Source organism: Rubellimicrobium mesophilum DSM 19309 (genome assembly GCF_000600335.2).
Classification (GTDB): Bacteria; Pseudomonadota; Alphaproteobacteria; order Rhodobacterales; family Rhodobacteraceae; genus Rubellimicrobium; species Rubellimicrobium mesophilum.
This window is the reverse complement of record NZ_KK088554.1, coordinates 122,535-139,850: the sequence shown is the minus strand read 5'-3', so window position 1 is coordinate 139,850 and position 17,316 is coordinate 122,535. Positions and strand designations below refer to the sequence as shown.

The 17,316-nt window shown below is 66.9% G+C and carries 14 protein-coding genes and 1 pseudogene; 8 read left to right on the top strand and 7 right to left on the bottom strand.

Going from position 1 to position 17,316, the window contains the following annotated elements; translation table 11 throughout:
* The first annotated feature begins 183 nt into the window (after nucleotides 1–183).
* Nucleotides 184–351, top strand: coding sequence for a hypothetical protein (locus RUMESO_RS24900; protein ID WP_156362667.1), 168 nt, complete (start codon nucleotides 184–186; stop codon nucleotides 349–351).
* Between the two features lie 1,190 nt (nucleotides 352–1,541).
* On the opposite strand, the pseudogene infB reads toward RUMESO_RS24900, so the two are convergent.
* Nucleotides 1,542–3,924 (bottom strand): annotated as a pseudogene (infB, locus tag RUMESO_RS04000) (translation initiation factor IF-2).
* 1,524 nt (nucleotides 3,925–5,448) lie between these two features.
* Between infB and RUMESO_RS03995 the strand changes: the two are divergent.
* A complete protein-coding gene (locus RUMESO_RS03995; RefSeq protein WP_037278187.1) occupies nucleotides 5,449–5,706 on the top strand; it encodes a hypothetical protein in 258 nt (85 codons plus the stop codon).
* A gap of 77 nt (nucleotides 5,707–5,783) precedes the next feature.
* Nucleotides 5,784–6,533 (top strand): autoinducer binding domain-containing protein, encoded by a 750-nt coding sequence (locus RUMESO_RS03990; RefSeq protein WP_245639134.1) that lies wholly within the window; start codon nucleotides 5,784–5,786, stop codon nucleotides 6,531–6,533.
* 409 nt (nucleotides 6,534–6,942) lie between these two features.
* On the opposite strand, the gene RUMESO_RS03985 is transcribed toward RUMESO_RS03990, so the two are convergent.
* Both RUMESO_RS03985 and RUMESO_RS03980 read right to left on the bottom strand, forming a co-directional pair.
* Nucleotides 6,943–8,598: a flotillin family protein gene (locus RUMESO_RS03985; RefSeq protein WP_051521001.1), complete on the bottom strand. Its 1,656-nt coding sequence runs from the start codon at nucleotides 8,596–8,598 to the stop codon at nucleotides 6,943–6,945.
* Between the two features lie 84 nt (nucleotides 8,599–8,682).
* Nucleotides 8,683–9,279: an OB-fold-containig protein gene (locus RUMESO_RS03980; protein WP_245639142.1), complete on the bottom strand. Its 597-nt coding sequence runs from the start codon at nucleotides 9,277–9,279 to the stop codon at nucleotides 8,683–8,685.
* Here RUMESO_RS03980 and RUMESO_RS26820 point away from each other — a divergent pair.
* Together RUMESO_RS26820 and RUMESO_RS03975 are read left to right on the top strand one after the other, a co-directional pair.
* Complete coding sequence (locus RUMESO_RS26820; RefSeq protein ID WP_245639144.1) at nucleotides 9,187–9,396, top strand: hypothetical protein; 210 nt, start codon at nucleotides 9,187–9,189, stop codon at nucleotides 9,394–9,396. The genes RUMESO_RS03980 and RUMESO_RS26820 overlap by 93 nt on opposite strands.
* A 106-nt stretch (nucleotides 9,397–9,502) precedes the next feature.
* The gene (locus RUMESO_RS03975) at nucleotides 9,503–10,525 is read left to right on the top strand and encodes a toxic anion resistance protein (protein WP_037278186.1); all 1,023 of its coding nucleotides are present in this window, start codon (nucleotides 9,503–9,505) and stop codon (nucleotides 10,523–10,525) included.
* 219 nt (nucleotides 10,526–10,744) lie between these two features.
* On the opposite strand, the gene RUMESO_RS03970 is transcribed toward RUMESO_RS03975, so the two are convergent.
* The 3 genes from RUMESO_RS03970 to RUMESO_RS03960 all read right to left on the bottom strand — a co-directional run bounded on the left by RUMESO_RS03970 (nucleotide 10,745) and on the right by RUMESO_RS03960 (nucleotide 13,098).
* The gene (locus tag RUMESO_RS03970) at nucleotides 10,745–11,950 is read right to left on the bottom strand and encodes an IS256 family transposase (protein ID WP_037278329.1); all 1,206 of its coding nucleotides are present in this window, start codon (nucleotides 11,948–11,950) and stop codon (nucleotides 10,745–10,747) included.
* Nucleotides 11,951–12,019: 69 nt separating this feature from the next.
* Complete coding sequence (locus tag RUMESO_RS03965; protein ID WP_037278184.1) at nucleotides 12,020–12,556, bottom strand: hypothetical protein; 537 nt, start codon at nucleotides 12,554–12,556, stop codon at nucleotides 12,020–12,022.
* Complete coding sequence (locus tag RUMESO_RS03960; protein WP_051520999.1) at nucleotides 12,553–13,098, bottom strand: hypothetical protein; 546 nt, start codon at nucleotides 13,096–13,098, stop codon at nucleotides 12,553–12,555. Before RUMESO_RS03960 ends, RUMESO_RS03965 begins: the two co-directional genes overlap by 4 nt.
* Nucleotides 13,099–13,539: 441 nt before the next feature.
* Here RUMESO_RS03960 and RUMESO_RS03955 point away from each other — a divergent pair, with 441 nt between their 5' ends.
* Both RUMESO_RS03955 and RUMESO_RS03950 read left to right on the top strand, forming a co-directional pair.
* Nucleotides 13,540–14,082: a dihydrofolate reductase family protein gene (locus tag RUMESO_RS03955; protein WP_037278183.1), complete on the top strand. Its 543-nt coding sequence runs from the start codon at nucleotides 13,540–13,542 to the stop codon at nucleotides 14,080–14,082.
* A 7-nt stretch (nucleotides 14,083–14,089) separates the two neighbouring features.
* A complete protein-coding gene (locus tag RUMESO_RS03950; protein WP_051520998.1) occupies nucleotides 14,090–14,668 on the top strand; it encodes a TetR/AcrR family transcriptional regulator in 579 nt (192 codons plus the stop codon).
* Nucleotides 14,669–15,301: 633 nt separating this feature from the next.
* Here RUMESO_RS03950 and RUMESO_RS03940 read toward each other — a convergent pair.
* On the bottom strand, nucleotides 15,302–16,156 hold the full coding sequence (locus RUMESO_RS03940; RefSeq protein ID WP_245639133.1) for a DMT family transporter: 855 nt from the start codon (nucleotides 16,154–16,156) through the stop codon (nucleotides 15,302–15,304).
* A gap of 128 nt (nucleotides 16,157–16,284) precedes the next feature.
* On the opposite strand from RUMESO_RS03940, the gene RUMESO_RS03935 reads away from it, so the two are divergent.
* On the top strand, nucleotides 16,285–17,172 hold the full coding sequence (locus RUMESO_RS03935; RefSeq protein WP_051520997.1) for a LysR substrate-binding domain-containing protein: 888 nt from the start codon (nucleotides 16,285–16,287) through the stop codon (nucleotides 17,170–17,172).
* Nucleotides 17,173–17,316 lie beyond the last annotated feature (144 nt).

The window sequence follows — 17,316 nt, the reverse complement described above, 5'->3', positions numbered from 1 at the left end:
GCGCGTTGCATAAAGCCGACGGGGGTCAGGGGCAGATGCGTCTTACGCCGAATTGCTCAACAGAGCCCCCCGTGGGGAACAGCCTGCAGGCCTGCGCCCGGTGCTGACCATTCCGCTCCCTTTCGCTCCGGAACCCAAGCGGGCGCTTGCCATTCCTCCCGGAACGGCATTTAGGAGGTCCTCATGGAAGAGAAGATCCGCACGGCAAGCATCGACGAGCGGCTGAGACAGGCGGACACCTCCCCGGAGCTCAAGGTGATTATGAACGGGGACCAGCTGATCGTCCACGGTCCCGTCGATCTCGATGTGCTCGTGGCGGCCATTGAGGGAAGCGTCGCCGGCGGCCCCTGACTCTGGCGCGGGTCTGCCTTGGCGTGCGATCCCGCGGCCGCTCTACTCGGCCGCGACCTCACGGACCGGCTGCACCCAGGATGGGGCGTTCTTCCGCAGCCAGCCAGTCAACTCTACCGCACCTCCGGCGCGCTACTCGTTTCGTGGTCTCCGGGCCCTGAGTAAGCCTGCCCAAGCGTTGATGAAGTTGATGTAAGCGTCCTCAACCCTCGCGATGACCTCGACGTCGACCAAGGCCCGCTATTCCAATGATCTGGCCGATCCTTTCAGCCGGTTACATTGGAGGCTGCCATGGACCTGGCAAGCAGCGCTGCCATTGTATCGTCACAGATCAGGCGTTTCGCGGCTTAGGCCGGCCAATTTGGGCGTTGCGGGCCATGAGGCCACCAAAGAAGATCCCTAGCCCTAGCAGGCTGCTGAAAAACTCCAACGAGCGGGGGTGCATGGCTGCCCGCGCAGAATTTCTTCCCATCAGGATAGTAACTGAGTACCGCCTGTCGTTCATCAGTGGTCGGGGTATGGGACACTGTTCCACGCTGGGGTACCCCAAGATGGTTTTTCAGCAGCCTGCTAGGGCCTTCAGCACGATCGGGAGGTTGCCATCTGCCGTTGGCACAACACCGAGCATGCCTGCGAGAACCATGACAAGGGTGAAGCCGGCCCCGAGGCCCACGGCCGCGCTCACCAAGGCGGATACGAGCACGCGGCACCAGCCACGGCCCGTCCGCCCCATCCGACTGCCCGCAAAGCCTGCAACCCCAGACACGATCGCTAAAATCACCATGGTGGATCCTCCTGCGAGGAGTTGTCACCTGCGGCCGCATTCCGGCAAGTAAGGTATCCTGCCTTCTCGACTGCGGGACGGGGTTTTGGCAGGGCTGCGGATGGGCGCATCCCGGGACCCCTTTGGGTGAAGATGTTGTACTCCGCACTGAACCTCAGTTTGCGTTCTCGCTCAGAGCACCGTGGACTCCGGGCCCGGGTCCCAGCTGGCAGCCCTCAGGGATCCCGCGATGCGCTAACCCACACCGTGGACGTTTCAGCCGACGGCGTGACCAACGAAAGCCCCGAGCGCCAGGCGGCTTGCGGATCCTATTTGCATTCTCTCTAGCTGAAGTGAGTTGCTCTAGAAACGCAGAAGGGGCCTGTTTCCAAGCCCCTTCTCTGCGCTCCTGGCGATGTCGGGCGGATCAGAGCGTCCGCTCGACCGTCTCGCGCTCGAAGATCTCGATGACGTCGCCTTGGCGGACATCGTCGTAGTTCTCGAAGGCCATGCCGCACTCTTGGCCGGACTGGACCTCGTTGACCTGGTCCTTGAAGCGCTGGAGCGTCTTGAGCGTGCCTTCGTGGATGACCACGTTGTCCCGCAGCAGACGGACCCCGGCCGACTTGCGCGCCACGCCCTCGGTGACGAGGCAGCCCGCGACCGCCCACGCCCGAGACCTTGAAGACCTCGAGGATGCGGGCGTAGCCGATGAACTTCTCGCGCACCTCGGCCTTGAGGAGGCCGGACGCCGCCGCTTTGATGTCGTCCACCAGGTCGTAGATGATCGAGTAGTAGCGGAGCTCGACCCCCTTCTGATGGGCCGAAGCCCGGGCGGAGGCGTTCGCGCGGACGTTGAAGCCGATGATCGGCGTCTTGGAGGCCTCGGCCAGACCGACATCGGACTCGGTAATGGCGCCCACTCCCGAGTGGAGCACGCGCACGCGCACCTCCTCGTTGCCGACCTTCTCCAAGGCCTGCACGATCGCCTCGGCCGAGCCCTGGACGTCGGCCTTGACCACGAGGGCCAGCTCCGCGCCCGCCGCGTCGGCCTTGGCCCGCGCCATCAGCTGCTCGAGGGTCTGAGCCGCTCCGGCCGCGGCTCGCTTGTCGCGCGCAACCTTGGCCCGGTAGTCCGCGATCTCGCGGGCCTGCGCCTCGGTCTCGACCACGTTGAGGACGTCGCCGGCCTGCGGCGTGGCCGCCAGGCCCAGCACCTCGACGGGCGTGGATGGACCGGCTTCCGTCACGGTCTGGCCCTTGTCGTCGATCAGCGCCCGGACCTTGCCCCAGCTCTCGCCCACGACGAAGATGTCGCCCTTCTTGAGCGTGCCGTTCTGCACGAGCACGGTCGCCACCGGGCCGCGGCCCACGTCGAGCTTGGCCTCGATCACGGCGCCCGTCGCTGTGCGCTCGGGGTTGGCCCTGAGTTCCAAGACTTCGCTCTGCAGCGCGATGGCGTCCAGGAGGCTGTCGAGGCCCTGGCCGGTCTTGGCCGAGACCTCCACGTCCTGCACGTCGCCCGAGAACTGCTCGACCACGACCTCGTGCTGGAGGAGGGCCGTGCGGACCTTCTGGGGGTCGGCGTCATACTTGTCGATCTTGTTGATCGCCACGATCAGGGGCACGCCGGCCGCTCTGGCGTGGGAGATCGCTTCGACCGTCTGCGGCATGACCGCATCGTCCGCCGCGACCACCAGCACCACGATGTCGGTGACGTTGGCGCCCCGGGCCCGCATCGAGGTGAAGGCCGCGTGGCCGGGGGTGTCGAGGAAGGTCAGCATCACTCCGGACTCGGCGGTGACCTGGTAGGCCCCGATGTGCTGGGTGATGCCGCCCGCCTCGCCGGAGACGACGTTCGTCTTGCGGATGGCGTCGAGCAGCGAGGTCTTGCCGTGATCGACATGGCCCATGATCGTGACAATCGGGGGCCGCGGACGCAGGGCCTCGGGCGCGTCGACGACCGTGTCGATCGCCTGCTCCACGTCCGCATCGGACACGCGAACGACGCGGTGGCCGAACTCCTCGATGAGGATCTCGGCCGTATCGGCGTCAAGCGTCTGGTTCTGGGTGGCCATGACGCCCATGCGCATGAGCGCCTTGATGACATCGGTCACGCGTTCCGCCATGCGGCCCGCCAGCTCCGCCACCGTGATGGCTTCGGGGAGCTGGACGTCGCGCACAATCTTCTCGCGGGCCTCGAAGGTCCCCATCGCCTTCGCCCGGGCGCGTTCCTGCTTGCGACGCGCGGCGGCCATCGACTGCCGGCGATCGCCGTCCCCCAGCGCCTGGTTGAGGGTCATGCGGCCGCCGCGACGCTCTTCGGTCTCGCGGGCGGGCTTCGCGGCCTTCTCCTTGGCGGCACCGCGGGCATCGCCCTTGTCGCGGTCGGGCCGGCGGGCCTGGAGCGCGGCGCGGCGGTCCTCCTCGGAGGGCGGCGGGCCGGGCTCGATCTGGACGCGGGACGTCGGCGCGGCCTGAGCCGCCGCCTTGCGGGCGGCGATGATCGCCAGCCGGGCGTCCTCCTGAGCCTTGCGGGCGGCTTCCACGGCCTTGAGCTCCGCCTCGACCCGGGCGGCCTCGGCACGAGCCGCTTCCTCCTGCTCGCGGGCCGCGATCTCGGCGCGGCGGCGGGCGCGCTCCTCCTCGCGAGCCGCCTCTTCGGCCGCACGACGCGCGGTGTCCTCGGCCTCGTTGGCCCGGGCCGCGGCGAGCGCCTTCCGGCGACGCTCAAGCTCGGCCTCCGACAGGCCGGCCGGCCGCTTGGCCGCTCCTCCGGGGGCGGCGATGCCGCGGGCGGCTGACCGCATCGGCGAGGGGTTCGGGCGAACAGGGGCACGGGCCGCTGAAGCGGACGCCTGAGCCGCGGCCCGGCGAGCGGCGAGGGCCTCCTCGTCTGCCTGGCGGCGAGCCGCCTCAGCGCGGGCCGCCTCTTCGCGCTCACGGGCCTCCTCTTCAGCCTTCGCGCGGGCGTCCGCCTCAGCCTTGATCCGTGCTTCCTCGGCGCGGGCCTCCTCGGCGGCACGCTGGGCCACCTCGGCCGCAGCCCGGGCTGCCTCTTCCTGCTCGCGGGCCTCGATCTCGGCGCGGCGGCGGGTGCGCTCCTCTTCGCGGGCTGCCTCCTCGGCGGCACGCTGCGCGGCCTCTTCGGCCTCACGGGCGCGGGCGGCGGCAAGGACCCTGGCGCGGCGCTCGAGCTCGGCGGCCGACATCCCGGCGGGGCGGTTGGCGGGCTCCTCGGGAGCGACCGGCGTGCGGGGCGTCACGCCCAGCGGGGCGGATCGGACGCCCAGCGTCAGGCTGGGCTTGGGCGAGGGAGGCGGGGCCACCACGCGCTTGCCGTCCCGGGTTTCCACCACCACGGCCTTGGTGCGGCTCGGGGCAAAGCCTGGTTTCAGGGGAGAGGGGCGGGCGCTCGATGGGCCAAGGCTCAGGGTCTTCTTTTCGCCGGTCGTGGTCATGAAGGGTATTACATCCTTAGGGTTCCGCGTTGCGTCCGCGATGGACGGTGGGTGGGGGTCGTTCGCCGCTCTGCGGAAGGGCAGCGGCGTCGGAAACGGGGCTGGCCGACGTAGCGGAGGCCACGGCCGGAGGGATCGCACGCGAGGGCTGGAGATATCCACCCCATGTGGGGCTCATCAAGCCTCTGGGCAAGCGCAGGGCCTTGAAGATTCAGGGCAGACCGAGAGATCGGGCACGAGGATAGGCCATCCAGAAACGAGGAACGGGCACGCGGCCCGTCAGCCGTCGTCCTGTGGCGCGACGGCGGCTAAGGCCGGCGGCCACAATCGAGGGTCTGTAAGCCGATGGGTGGCTCTATGCAATGCCCTGCCTTTGCTACGCCGAGGTGGCTACAGACGCATGCGTCGCGGCGCACCGGACAACCACGTCTCGATCAAGATGTCACAGGTCAGCTACTTTGGGGTGGCCACTATCCGGTCGCGGGAGAGGGATCTCACCCGGCGTCGGCAGGTCCTCCAAATCCTCCTCGTCGAAGCTGCAAATCAAGCCCGACAAGTGGTGCCGGACTCAATTGTGCTCGACGACCCGCCGGGTGCCGACGCCTGCTACTGCGAGGGACGGATGACCCAGCAAGACCGGACTGGCTGCGCCGTGCGTGTCGTGCCTTCCTTCTGCGAGCCGTGGTCTTGATTTCCTGACTTGTTGCCGAGAGCCTGCGGCGCGATAGAGCGCCTAGGTTCTGCTGGACTGACGCGGCAATTGCGCCGCCCCCATCTAGTGGCTCCGCCCGCCTGCATTTCACATGAGCCCGCGCCACCGGTCCTCCGCCGTGGCGGGCTCGCCATTTGAGCTTTGATTTTTGAGTTTCTGCCATGAACGTCCTGATCAACGCCGCGAACCTCTTCTTTGTCCTGGGCTACTTCACCACCGACATGCTTCGGCTGCGACTGCTGTCTGTGGTCGGCACGTCCTGTGTCGTGACCTACTTCTACAACCAGCCCGAGCCCATGATGAACGTGGTGGCCTGGAACTGCGTGTTCCTCGTCCTCAATCTCGTGCAGCTGGCGCACATGCTGCGGTCGCGCTGGCTGCGCATGGCCTCTGGGTGGGGAGGCGCGGTGACGCTGTGACGTCTGAACTCTGTGCGCCTAACCTAGGACATACTATCCCCGCCCCCACGCTGGACATCGTCGCTCATCTGGATCGCGTGAACGGGGCGGGCTCGGTCGAGAGCCTGTGGCAGCTGCACCTTGAGGCCATGGCGGCCTTCGGCTTTGACCGGTTGCTCTACAGCTACACGCGCTACCGCAACGGCCGCTCGGTGGGCGACCCGCAGGATCTGATTGTCCTGACCAACCTGCCGCCCGCCCATGTGCGCCCCTACCTCGGCCGGGGTCTCTACCTCCAGAGCCCGATGATCCGCTGGGCGCTCGAGAACGACGGCGCCTGCTCCTGGGCTTGGCTCGCCGAGAAGGCCCGCCAGGGCGGCTTCAGCCCGGCCGAGCTCAAGGTGGTCGAGTTCAACCAGCGCATGGGCCTGACCTGCGGCTACACCATCAGCTTCCGCTCGTTGATGCCACGCGCCAAGGGTGGCCTCGGCCTCTGCGCCCGCGCAGGCCTGAGCCAGGACGACGCCGACGCGATCTGGGCCGAGCACGGGCCCAGCATCGTGGCGGTGAACAACGTCTTCCACCTCAAGCTCCTGTCCCTGCCCCATGCCGGGTCGCGGAAGCTCACCGAGCGGCAGCGCGAGGCGCTGCAGTGGGTGGGCGACGGCAAGACCGCGCAGGACATCGCGCTCCTCATGGAGCTCTCGCCCGCCACCGTCGAGAAACACCTGCGCCTGGCCCGCGAAGCCCTGGGCGCGGAGACCACCGCCCAGGCCGTGCTCAAGGCCGCCTTCTACAACCAGCTCTTCATTGTGGACTCGCCCGAGACGGTGGTGCCTTCCGCTTAGGGGCCCCGCTCACCGGTCGTGTCCGCGTCCGCCGACTTCCTACCCGATGTGTTTGGAAGGAGCGGCCGGGCGTGTTCGTGTAGCATCGTCTATCGTCAAGCGACGTGCGCGGGCAGGAAGTGATCCCAAGTCTCAGCGGCCGAGCCCCGGCAGCGCCAGGGGCTGCTTGCGCTAGGTCAGCGGCGAGCGATTGGCCAGTCCCGCTTTATACTCCAGGAGTTGATGCCTTCTCGCCGCCCGGCGGTGTTCGGGCAACTCGAGTTCGATTGATGAGGCGTAACTGCCGCAGGTCCCCAACGCAGCCCGTTCGCTCCAGCGCGAGGACCAGCGCCCGCTTGCCCGAAAGACGAGGAGCGCTAGCCCTGGGGCCGGCGCTCAGATTCTGATCCAATATGGCTCGGCTCCCGAGTTACTCGGCTGCAATTGTGGTGGCCGGCGCCGGAGGCCCAGCCAGCGCCGCCGATGGTTCCTCGGTCGGGATCATGCCGGCCAGACCGTCCTGGACGTTGAGGCCCACCGCCGCTCCGATGGCGTTGAGGACCGGCATGGCCACCGCGTTGTGGCGGATCTGGTCGAAGACCTGTTCGACCGGGTTACCGATCGGGCTGGCCATGCCAGTCCCGCCAGTGGTGCCGGCCTGCGAGCCCGGGCCGTTCAAGCCCTCGATCTTGTTGATCGTGATGGCACCGATCCGCTCGGCTGGCTTGACCATGGCCTCGATGATTGCAGGCATGGCGGTGAGCCGCTCCTTGAACTTGCGGAAGTCGATCACGTTGGCGCCGATCGAGTTTTCGGCATCGTTGAGCGCCCGCAGGCCTTCGGCCTGGGCCAACTGCTCGGACTTGTGAGCCTCGGCGCGGATCGTGATCTGCTCGGCCTCGGCCCGAGCCGTCTCGAGGAGCGCGGCGGCACGGTCGGCCGCGGCGGCCTTCTCGGCCTCGGCTGCCACCCGGATAGCGGTCGCGGCCTTCTGGGCCTCCTCCTCGGCGGCGATCAGGGTGATCCGACGGCGACGCTCGGCCTCGGCGACCTCACGGGCCGTGGTGATGCTCTCGTTCGCCGCAACGGCCTGGGCCGAGGCCTCGTCCGCCTTAGCGCGGGCCTGGCTCTCCTCCTCGGACTTCTGGGCGATGGCGATGCGCCGATTCTGTTCAGCGATCTCGACCTCGCGCTGACGCTCCTGCTCGGCGATTTGGATCGCCTTCTCGCGCGCGATCCGGGCCTCGGCAGCGGCGCGATCCGCTTCTTCCTTCTTACGGGCGGTCTCGGCAGCTTCCTGGGCCTTGAGGCCCTGCATTTGCACGCTCTGCTCGACGCGGGCCTGCTCCTGGGTGCGCTGGATCTCGTAGGTGCGGACTTCAGCTTCCTGTTGGCTCCGAGCCACGGCGACCTGGGCCTCGGCCTCGATCTGGGCGCGCTTCTTGCGGCTTTCGGCAATCCGCTCGGCTTGGTGCTGCATGCCGACGGCGTTGAAGATGTTGTTCTCGTCGAGGCCCTCGAGCGGCGTTTGGTCCAGCGCGGTGAGCGACACGGACTCGAGCGCGAGGCCGTTCTTCTTGAGGTCCTCGCCCACAGCCTGCTGCACCTGCTGGACGAACTCCGAGCGATTCTCGTGGAGTTGGTCGAGGGTCATCTTGGCGGCGACACCGCGCAGACCATCTACGAGCTTGCCTTCGATCATCTCGCGGAGCGCGGACTCGTCAAAGGTACGGGCGCCCAGCGTCTGGGCCGCACGGGCGATGCCCTCCTCGGTAGGGTCCACCGCCACGTAGAACTCGGCGCCCACATCGGTCCGCAGACGGTCGAGGGTGATGAGCGCCGACTGGCCGGCGCGCTTCACCTCGAGGCGGGTGGTCTTCATGTTGATCTTGGTGATCTCGTGGAGGACGGGGACCACAAGGGTACCGCCGTCGATGATCACCTTGCGGCCGCCAATCCCAGTCTTGACCAGAGCGATCTCGCGAGTGGAGCGCCGATAAAGACGCGCGAAGATGAAGCCCACCACGAGGAGGGCGACGACGACGAGGGCGGCCGGAATGCCGAGGCCAAGGATCAATTCAGTCATCGAGAAAGGTCCACTTGTCAGAGGTCTTGGTTGAATGAGTCAGGCATGTCCCGAGCCCATGCCCTGTGTCGAGGCGGGGTTTTCCTACTCGGCGCCCAGGAGACGGTAGTGGCCGTCAGGACCCCGCAGCATGAGGACGCGAGTGCCCTCGCAGAATTCGTCCTTGGCATCGAGCGGCTCGGCCATGAGGTACTGGAGGTTGCCGTGCTGGTCGGTGACCCTGACCTGAGCCGGGCTTCCCGCGCGGGCGACGCCTACGGTCACGTCGCCAAAGCGGCGTCCGAACGCCTTCTCCGAGACGGCGGCCGTGGTTTCCCGAGGCAGCATCCCGGCGAGGACCCGCGCCGCCCGCGCGGTCACCAGGAGCGCGGGAACGGCCGCAGCGAGGCCAGCGGGCCACGCGGGTAGCATCCAACCCAGGGCGGCGCTGAGGGCTGACTGCGCCACAAAGCCCAAGGCAGCATAAGAGGCCGCGAGAAAAGCGAGCCAGACCGTGAGCGGAACGCCCCGAAGGCCCAGGAGGTCGAGAAGGCTGCCGCTGGTCGCGCCCGAGTGGATCCCGACCTCCTGACTGGCAGGGGGTGCCACGTGGTCGCCGACGTCGGGGGTGACGTCGAGCCCGAGGCCGCTGTCGTGGTCGCCGCCGATCTCGGTGCTGATGCCAACGGTGAGGAGGAGCACTTCGAGGGCAAGGAGGCCGATGACGAGGCCACCGGCGGCCAAAAAGGGCCGAAGGCCGTCTTGAAGGAGGAGATCAAGCACTGGTGGATCCGTAAGGTCAGGAAAGCAAAGGGCTGAAAGAACGGTCATGGGCAGGTCGAAGGGCGGCCCTCGGGCTATCCGGCCCTTGGAACCGCAGGAGAATTTATCGCGCGTCGCGGACGGATGTGGGAGTGTGGTTTCCATGACCACGCCCGATCCTAACCTTGCCTCCATGCGTGCCTCGGCCGTCGAGGCCGCCAGGGCCGAGCTCGACCTGAGCCGCTCCGCCACGGTCATGGCCTTCGGGGTGAAGGTGCAGAGAGACCTTCAGCTTGTGAGCCAGAGCCTGGTCGCCTGTCTGCGTACGGCGGACAGCGCGGCTGCCGACGAGGCGCTAAGGGCCGTGGTGGACGCGCTGCGCGGCTTCGAGGACGAGGAGAGCAACCCCAAGAGCCATCGGTCCTGGTGGGGCCGGCGGCTGCCCGTCTTGGGCAGGAAGTTGTGGGAGCGTCCCGTGCCCCTGGCCCAAACCTTGTGGCGCGTCGAGGCGCTGCAGGCCCAGGTCGATGCATTGCGCGAGACCCTCGTGGAGCATGAGCGCCAGCTCCTTCGGACGCTCCGTTCGCTCGACGTGATCTCCGCGAAGGTCCTCGCCTTTCTTGATGATCTCAATGCCCATATCGAGGCGGGCCAGATCACCCTGGCCGAACTCGATAGCGAGATCCTCCCGGCCCGCTCTGAGGAGCTTGGGGCCGCATCCAGCGAACGGCAGCCAGTCTTGGCTGCAGCCTTGCGCGATTTGCGTGGAGCTCGGGACAGCCTGGAGCGCCGAATCCGCGACCTTAAGCTGACGTGTCAGTTGGCCCGGCAGTCACTGGCGGCGTTCCAAACGATCCAGGAGAACAACAGGACTTTGACCCTACGGATCCGCTCGATGCTGACGGACACCCTTGAGCTCTGGGAGCCGCAAGCCGTACAGGCGCAGATCCTCGACCGCGCCCGAGAGGCGTCGCTTGGGCAGAGGACAGCATCTGGCGTGGTCCAAGAGTTTGACGCCGTCGCGGTTCGGGCCGCCAATGCCGAGGCCCTGACTGCAGTCGAGGACAGCCTAGCCATGGCTATGGAGCATGGCTCTGAGCAGCGGGCAGCCGAGGCTGAGATCGCCGCGCTTGAGCGGCATCTCCAGCATGTCCTGGCCTCCGCCGCAACTCGATCTGCAGACTGAGCTGGTGCCTGGCATTATGCCTACACCGGATGTCGGCGGTGTTCACCGACGGCTCCTTCGAGCCAAATAGGGCCGCCGCAAACATCTCATTCTGCCGAGCAATTCACGTAAATCCGCAGACCTCGAGAGAGTCAAAAGTTCCGGCTCGCCAGTTCCACAGAAGCGGGGTCACGTCCGTCAATGAGGTGGAGATTTCGGGTGTAGCTGGGGTGGCCATGGTCACGCGGCTTCAGTGGAGATGAGGGTAGGGTTCTCGGTCGGCGGGACATCGAGCTCGGCCATGGCCTCGACCTGCATGTAGCGGTGCTGGAGCTGCCACTCGTCGTTCTGCTCGAGGAGCACAGCGCCGATGAGCCGGATGATGCTTTCTTCGTTCGGGAAGATGCCGACGACGTCAGCCCTTCGTTTTACCTCCTTGTTCAGGCGCTCGAGCGGGTTGGTGCTGTGCAGCTTCACCCGGTGCTGGCTGGGGAAGGTCATGTAGGCCAGCACGTCCGCTTCAGCCTGGTCCATGAGGGCACCGAGCTTGGGCCAGCGGACCCGGAGCTGGTCGGCCACGTGCCTCCAGGTCTCTGATGCGGCCTTGTGGTCGGGCTGGAGAAAGGCCTGCCGGATCGCAGCGGCCACGACCGTGTGCTGGCCCTTGGACACGTGCGCGAGCGCATTCCTCATGAAGTGGACGCGACACCTCTGCCAAGTGGCGCCGATCACCCGCTGGATGGCGGCCTTGAGGCCCTCGTGGGCGTCCGAGATGACCAGCCTCACGCCCCTGAGGCCTCGCCGGACGAGGTCCTTCAGGAACGTGGCCCAGAAGGTCTCCGCTTCGGAAGGACCGATGTGCAGGCCCACGATCTCGCGCCGGCCGTCCCGGTTGGCGGCCACGGCGATTATGGCCGCCACACTGACGATGCGGCCACCCTCGCGGACCTTGAGGTAGGTGGCATCGAGCCAGAGATAGGGCCATTCGCCTTCGAGCGGGCGCTTGAGGAAGGCGCCCACCCGCTCGTCGATCTCTTTGCACAGCTTCGAGACTTGGCTCTTGCTGATCCCGCTCAGGCCCATGGCCTGCACCAGGTCGTCGACCTTGCGCGTGGAGACCCCGGCGACCCACGCCTCCTGGATCACCGAGACCAGCGCCTTCTCGGTGGTCTTCCGCGCCTCCAGAAAGGGCGGGAAGTAGCTCCCCGTCCTGAGCTTGGGGATGCGCAGGTTGAGCGGCCCGAGACGGGTGTCGAGCGAGCGGTCGCGATAGCCGTTGCGCCAAGTCGAACGCTCGCCACTGCGCTCGTATCGTCCTGCTCCGATCAGTCCCTCCACGTCGGCCTCCATGAGGATCTGGAGAACCGTCTCGGCGAGGGAGCGGAGAAAGTTGCCATCATCGGCCTTTTGCAGCGCCTCCATCAGCGCCATCCTGTCGTCGGTCATCGGGTCCTCGTGGCTCAGGGTGAAGTCGGACAACTCCACCTTAGCCGCACATCCCGATGGCCACCCCGCCTACACCGGAAAGTCCACCACCTCCGTGGACGCTACCAGAAGCGGCGGCGGAAAGGGCGCTGCGATCGCACGGCTGCCCTGGGGTGTCGTCACGTGACCTCGCCCTGACAAGAGGTCGACCTCGCAGGTCTCGCCTGCATCGAGGTCCAGCGGGTCGTACCAGCCGTAGCTGACCGCCGTGACGCGCAGGTCATCGTCATGGTGGGCGATGGTGATCGTCTCGGACCAGCGATGGCGCCCATAGCCGTCGTTCATAGCAGTGAGGAGGAGCGTGTTCTCCGGACCGACGTCGAGCTCCGGCCGGCCCGCGTCGTAGCGGCCCTGCCAGACGACGTCCTCGACCACACGGATGCCCTCTGCTGTCTGCACCGCAAGATCAGCCTTATTCGACGGGTCGGCGGCTTCGGGGTCCTCAAGGAGCAAGGTGTAGAGTTCCTCCACGCCGTCGCCGTCCAAGTCGGCCCGCACAGACGGCCCCGGTTGCTGCGCAAAGGCCGGTACGGCAAGAAGCATGAGAATTGCGCTCAGGCGGATCATGGGACCACCCGGCCGTCAAAGCAGATGTTGCCCATAGGAAGAGGCAGTTCGGAGGCACGCCAGTTCCAGAGTGGTGGCGCCGAGGGAGCCACAGGCGCGAGCGGGCCTTCATTGGTTTCGGCGACGCCCTCGCCGGTGAGCAGGTTCAGGTCGCAGTGGCCCCAGGTGTCGGGGTCCATCGGGTCGTAGAAGTCGTAGTTGTAGCCTGCAATTCGCCAGTCGCCCTGGCGATGGGCGATGGTCAGCGTCATGCTCCTGCGGTCCCGTCCCAACCCCTCGTTCATGGAAGTGAGGAGCACCGAGCCTAATACGCTGATCCCAAGGCTCGGCTGCTGCCCCGCGACAGGCCCGACAAACGCGGCATCAGAAACAACCCGCTCCCAGCCCGCCTCAGACACCACGAGGTCGCCGTTCTCACGCAGGGTGTAGGTCTCCTGCACGCCATCTTCGTCGAGGTCGGCCCGGACCTCGGTCACGAGTTCCACCCCCTGCGCCAGGGCGGGAACGGCCAATAGGATGAATAGGAGCGACAAGGCACGCATGAACGGATCCCGAGAAAGCCGCAGACCTCCGCGGCTAAGTGCGGGTCCGGATGAACCGCTTTGCGCTCTATTTGTCCACGGCGGGAAACCTGACCCGTCCTAGTCACTGAGGCGAACTCAAGGCCTCTCTCAGAGCGAAACCTTTTCTGATCTCGTCGCCTCGTGTCGGATCGCAACCCTCGTCTCAAGAGGCAGATTTGCGACCGACTCTATCGGTCATGGCCTAGGGGTCAGACTGTATTGGCTTCAGATGCGATCTCACGGCCGACCGCCTTGTTCCTTCTTGGACCCATTGGTGCGGATCTCGCGGGCCGGCACTCAAGCGGAACCTATGAGCCATCTCCTCCCCTACCCGCGAGGATGTCGCACCTCTTCAAAGGGGGTAGCGCGGCACGTTGCTCATATATTATACACTGTATCATTATCAGAGAGATGATAGTCATGATGACGGGTCACATCTTCATCGCCACGAGTCTCGACGGCTACATCGCCCGACTGGATGGCGGCCTCGACTGGCTCTTCGCCTCCGATCCTGGGGACGAGGACCACGGCTACGACGCATTCATTGCTCGCATGGACGGTATCATCATGGGCCGCGGCACCTACGAGAGCGTGCTGACCCTTGGGCCGTGGTCCTACTCGAAGCCGGTTGTGGTGATGTCGCGGAGCTTGGCGGACGCGGACGTCCCTGCCGAGCTGGCAGGTCGGGTTCGGATCACCGGCGAGCCACCACGGGCGCTCTTCGAGCGGCTCAGTCGCGAGGGCTGGCGTCGGGCCTACGTGGATGGCGGCGCGGTGATCCGGTCCTATCTCGCCGAGGGCCTGATCGAGGACGTGATCCTCACGCGCGCACCCGTGCTGATCGGCACGGGGCGGCCGCTCTTCGGACCTCTCGACCGAGACTTGCGGCTTGTCCACGAGCGAACGGAAGCCTTCCCTTCGGGGCTCGTGCAGTCCCACTACAGCGTGGCGTCGCCAGCGTAAGGCTTGCATGGTGGAGAAGAAGAGCGAGCCAGCGAGCAGGGGCCGGGGCCGGCCACGTGTAGAAACAGCTCCGCTGGACGAAAAGGCCATTGTTGCGGCCGGGCTCGCCTTCCTGGACCAGGCGGGTGAGGCAGCGGTGACCCTGCGCGGCGTGGCGCGGCGGCTGGGTGTGACCCCCATGGCGGTATCCCACCACACCGGGGGACGGGACGGTCTCCTGGCGCGGGTGATCGCGGCTGCCCACGCAGGTCTCGAGGTGCCGGCCGGCAACCAACGGGCCCCTGCGGCGGAGGTTGCGACGGCCATTCTCGCCTATGCCAAGGCAGCACGCCACCATCCGGCCGCCGTGGCCGCGCTTTTTGCCCGGCCTGACCTCATGCCCGAAGAGCTGAAGCGGTTCAGCGCATGGGTGAGGGAGCAGATAGCCTTGCGTGATCCGTCTATGGCCGACCGCGGCTTGGCGCTCCTGATTGATTATGTCCACGGGCACCTCCTGGCGGCGTCTGCTGGGCCTGAGGACCCTGGGATGGATCAGACCTTCTGCAGGAATGTGGAGCAACTCGCCCGATGGGTGCTGGCGGAGTGACGCTCCCGCGGATGCTGGCACTGCCCAATGTCGCCGGCGCCTAGACTGCGTCCGAGATCCATGGTCTACGCGCCAACCCCACTCGGTCCTTGTGAGCCTCCGGAGGGCTTCTGTCTGTCTCGGTAGAGGACGAGCTCTCCCAAAATGGGCGCGATACCAGGACGGCCTGACTCGCTCGGGCGTTGGCTCCACGTTTGTAACGTCTTGGGACGTCGTTTATGGCCCGCAGATACGTTCAAGTCTCGGGCATCCGGTTCAATCCTCTGGAGCCGCGCGCACCCGAGGATGACCTGATACGATCGTCCCTGCATCGGGCGTTTCCGCTGCCATCGGCGGACGATGTGGATGAGAGGTTTCGCGCCTTGCTGGAGGCCCTGGCTGTCGCGGTCCGCTCGAGCCGCGACGACCACTGACCGAGCCCACGTTGCCATACGGCTCGACCCCGACTTGTTGCTAATCCCTCGCCGCTGACATCAACTTGGCGGCAGCCGAGTTGGCTTCGTCGCGAACGTCATCGCCCCGATGCGTCTCTGTCCCGCCCATGTGAACTCCGGCAGAACTCAAACGGCCGGCTCGTGTCTCACCGCATCTGGCTCCTCAGGACTAGGCGGAACCTGAGAGGCGTGACCTCCATCAGGCCTGCGCCAGCCGCCGCGCGCCCGAGAGGCCGTTGAAGAGGAGGGCGGCGAGGAGGATCGCGCCGCCTGCGAAGGTGCCGGCGCTCGCAGTCTCGCCCAGGAGCAGCCAGACCCAGAAGGGAGCCAGCATTACCTCGGTATTGGAGAGCAGCGTGAGCTCGGCGGCGGGGACGACGCGGCTGCCCATGGTGTAGAGGACCATCCCGCCCGACAGCGTGACCGCGCCCATGAACATGGACCAGAGCGCGTCGGGGACCGGGACCAGCATCGGCTGGCCGATCTGGGTGGCGAGCAGGATGCCCGCAATGATGGAGAAGAGGCTGCCTAGGAGGACCACGGGCAGGGTGTCGTCGAGCCGGCGCCAGCGCAGTGTGACCGTGAAGATGGCAAATCCCAAGGAGGAGAGGAGCGCGGCGACGTTGCCAACGATCGCCCCACCCGCGAGCCCGTCGCGGACCATGACAAAGATGCCGACCAGCGCCACGGCGATGGCGGCCCAGGTCTGGGGCGTGACGCGCTCGCCCAGCGCCACCCGGCCCAGGAGCGCGGCCAGGAAGGGCGAGGCCGCGAAGAGGAACACGGCGTTCGCCATGGTTGTGGACTGGATCGCGGTGATTGCGCCGCCAAAGGCGCCGATCAGGCCCAGGCCGCCCAGCACCCCGGCGACGCCCACCTTGCGGATCGCGGGGAGCGGCGAGCCGCCCGCGCGCCAAGCAAGGAAGCCCAGCAGCACCGGCAGCATGCCGGCCGAGCGCCAAACCATGACGGCCCAGGACCCGGCCTCGTCGATATGGCGGATGATGAGCCCCTGGAACGACCACAACACTCCCGCCGTGAGCACCAGCGCCATGCCTGTTCCGTAACGCATCATCGTCTCACGCTTGATCCTGAACGAGGGACCCACGTCAGATAGAGCTTGCGTCCAGGAACAGGCAAACGAATAGAACTGAGATATCATCTCAACCCGATTGATACATTATGCCCGAGCCTCTCGACCTCAGCCTTCTGAGAAGTTTCGTGGCCGTGGTGGAGTGCGGCAGCGTCCTGCACGCCTCCTCCCGTGTCGGGCGCAGCCAATCGGCGGTGAGCATGCAGATGCAGCGGCTGGAGGAGGAGATCGGACGCCCGCTGTTCCACCGCGACGGCCGGACGCTCCGGCCCAACCAGGCCGGGGAGGAGTTGCTCCTTCATGCCCGCCGGCTCCTGCGTCTCTCCAACGAGGCCCTGGCGAGCTTGCGCCGACCCGAGGAAGCCGGGCTGGTGCGCCTGGGCGTACCCGAGGACTACGCGGCCTTTCTTCTCCCGCCGGTGCTGGCGCGATTCGCGCAGGAGCATCCCCTCGTGGACATCGAGCTTTCCTGCGATCCCTCGCCGGCGCTCCTGAGGCATCTCGAGGCCGGCCGGCTGGACCTCGCTCTTGTCACGCGTCAGCCGCATCAATCCTTCGTGGTTCTGCGCCGAGAGCGCTTCGTCTGGGCCGCCACGCCGGAGCACGGGGCATGGCTGCGCGAGCCGCTTCCGGTGGCGCTCTTCGTGCCGGGCGACATCGCGCGCCGGCACGCGGTCGAAGCTTTGCAGAAGGCGGACCGCGCCTACCGGGTGGTCTGCTCCAGTCCGAGCCTCCTGGGGGTCTTGGCCGCAGCACGGGCGGGGCTCGCGGTTGTCGGTCTGGTCGAGGCCTCTGTTCCGCCCGGCCTGACGCGGCTCGGCGAGGCCGAGGGCCTGCCGCCCTTGCCCATGTTCGACCTGAGCCTCGTGTCGGGGCCCGGCGAGCCCAGCCGCCTCGCGGCACGGCTGCGCGACTTTCTCCTGCAGGAACTGGGACGCGAGCCTGCTAAGGACGGGCCAGCCATGCAGGAACTCTAAGTCAAGAGGTGGAGCCTCATGGCGAAATGCTCCGCGTTTGCAACGACGCTGGGCTTCGTCTTGGGGGCAGGCGCTTGTCGCACCTAATGTTCGTCCCGCCAAGACGATGTTCCCAGAGGAACAGCACGACATCCCGCCCCAGTG

Coding starts and splice junctions, on each gene's coding strand:
- RUMESO_RS24900 (WP_156362667.1), top strand. CDS start 184: ATGGAAGAGAAGATCCGCACGGCAAGCATCGACGAGCGGCTGAGACAG.
- RUMESO_RS03995 (WP_037278187.1), top strand. CDS start 5,449: ATGAACGTCCTGATCAACGCCGCGAACCTCTTCTTTGTCCTGGGCTAC.
- RUMESO_RS03985 (WP_051521001.1), bottom strand. CDS start 8,598: ATGACTGAATTGATCCTTGGCCTCGGCATTCCGGCCGCCCTCGTCGTC.
- RUMESO_RS03975 (WP_037278186.1), top strand. CDS start 9,503: ATGACCACGCCCGATCCTAACCTTGCCTCCATGCGTGCCTCGGCCGTC.
- RUMESO_RS03970 (WP_037278329.1), bottom strand. CDS start 11,950: ATGACCGACGACAGGATGGCGCTGATGGAGGCGCTGCAAAAGGCCGAT.
- RUMESO_RS03965 (WP_037278184.1), bottom strand. CDS start 12,556: ATGATCCGCCTGAGCGCAATTCTCATGCTTCTTGCCGTACCGGCCTTT.
- RUMESO_RS03960 (WP_051520999.1), bottom strand. CDS start 13,098: ATGCGTGCCTTGTCGCTCCTATTCATCCTATTGGCCGTTCCCGCCCTG.
- RUMESO_RS03955 (WP_037278183.1), top strand. CDS start 13,540: ATGATGACGGGTCACATCTTCATCGCCACGAGTCTCGACGGCTACATC.
- RUMESO_RS03950 (WP_051520998.1), top strand. CDS start 14,090: ATGGTGGAGAAGAAGAGCGAGCCAGCGAGCAGGGGCCGGGGCCGGCCA.
- RUMESO_RS03940 (WP_245639133.1), bottom strand. CDS start 16,156: ATGGCGCTGGTGCTCACGGCGGGAGTGTTGTGGTCGTTCCAGGGGCTC.
- RUMESO_RS03935 (WP_051520997.1), top strand. CDS start 16,285: ATGCCCGAGCCTCTCGACCTCAGCCTTCTGAGAAGTTTCGTGGCCGTG.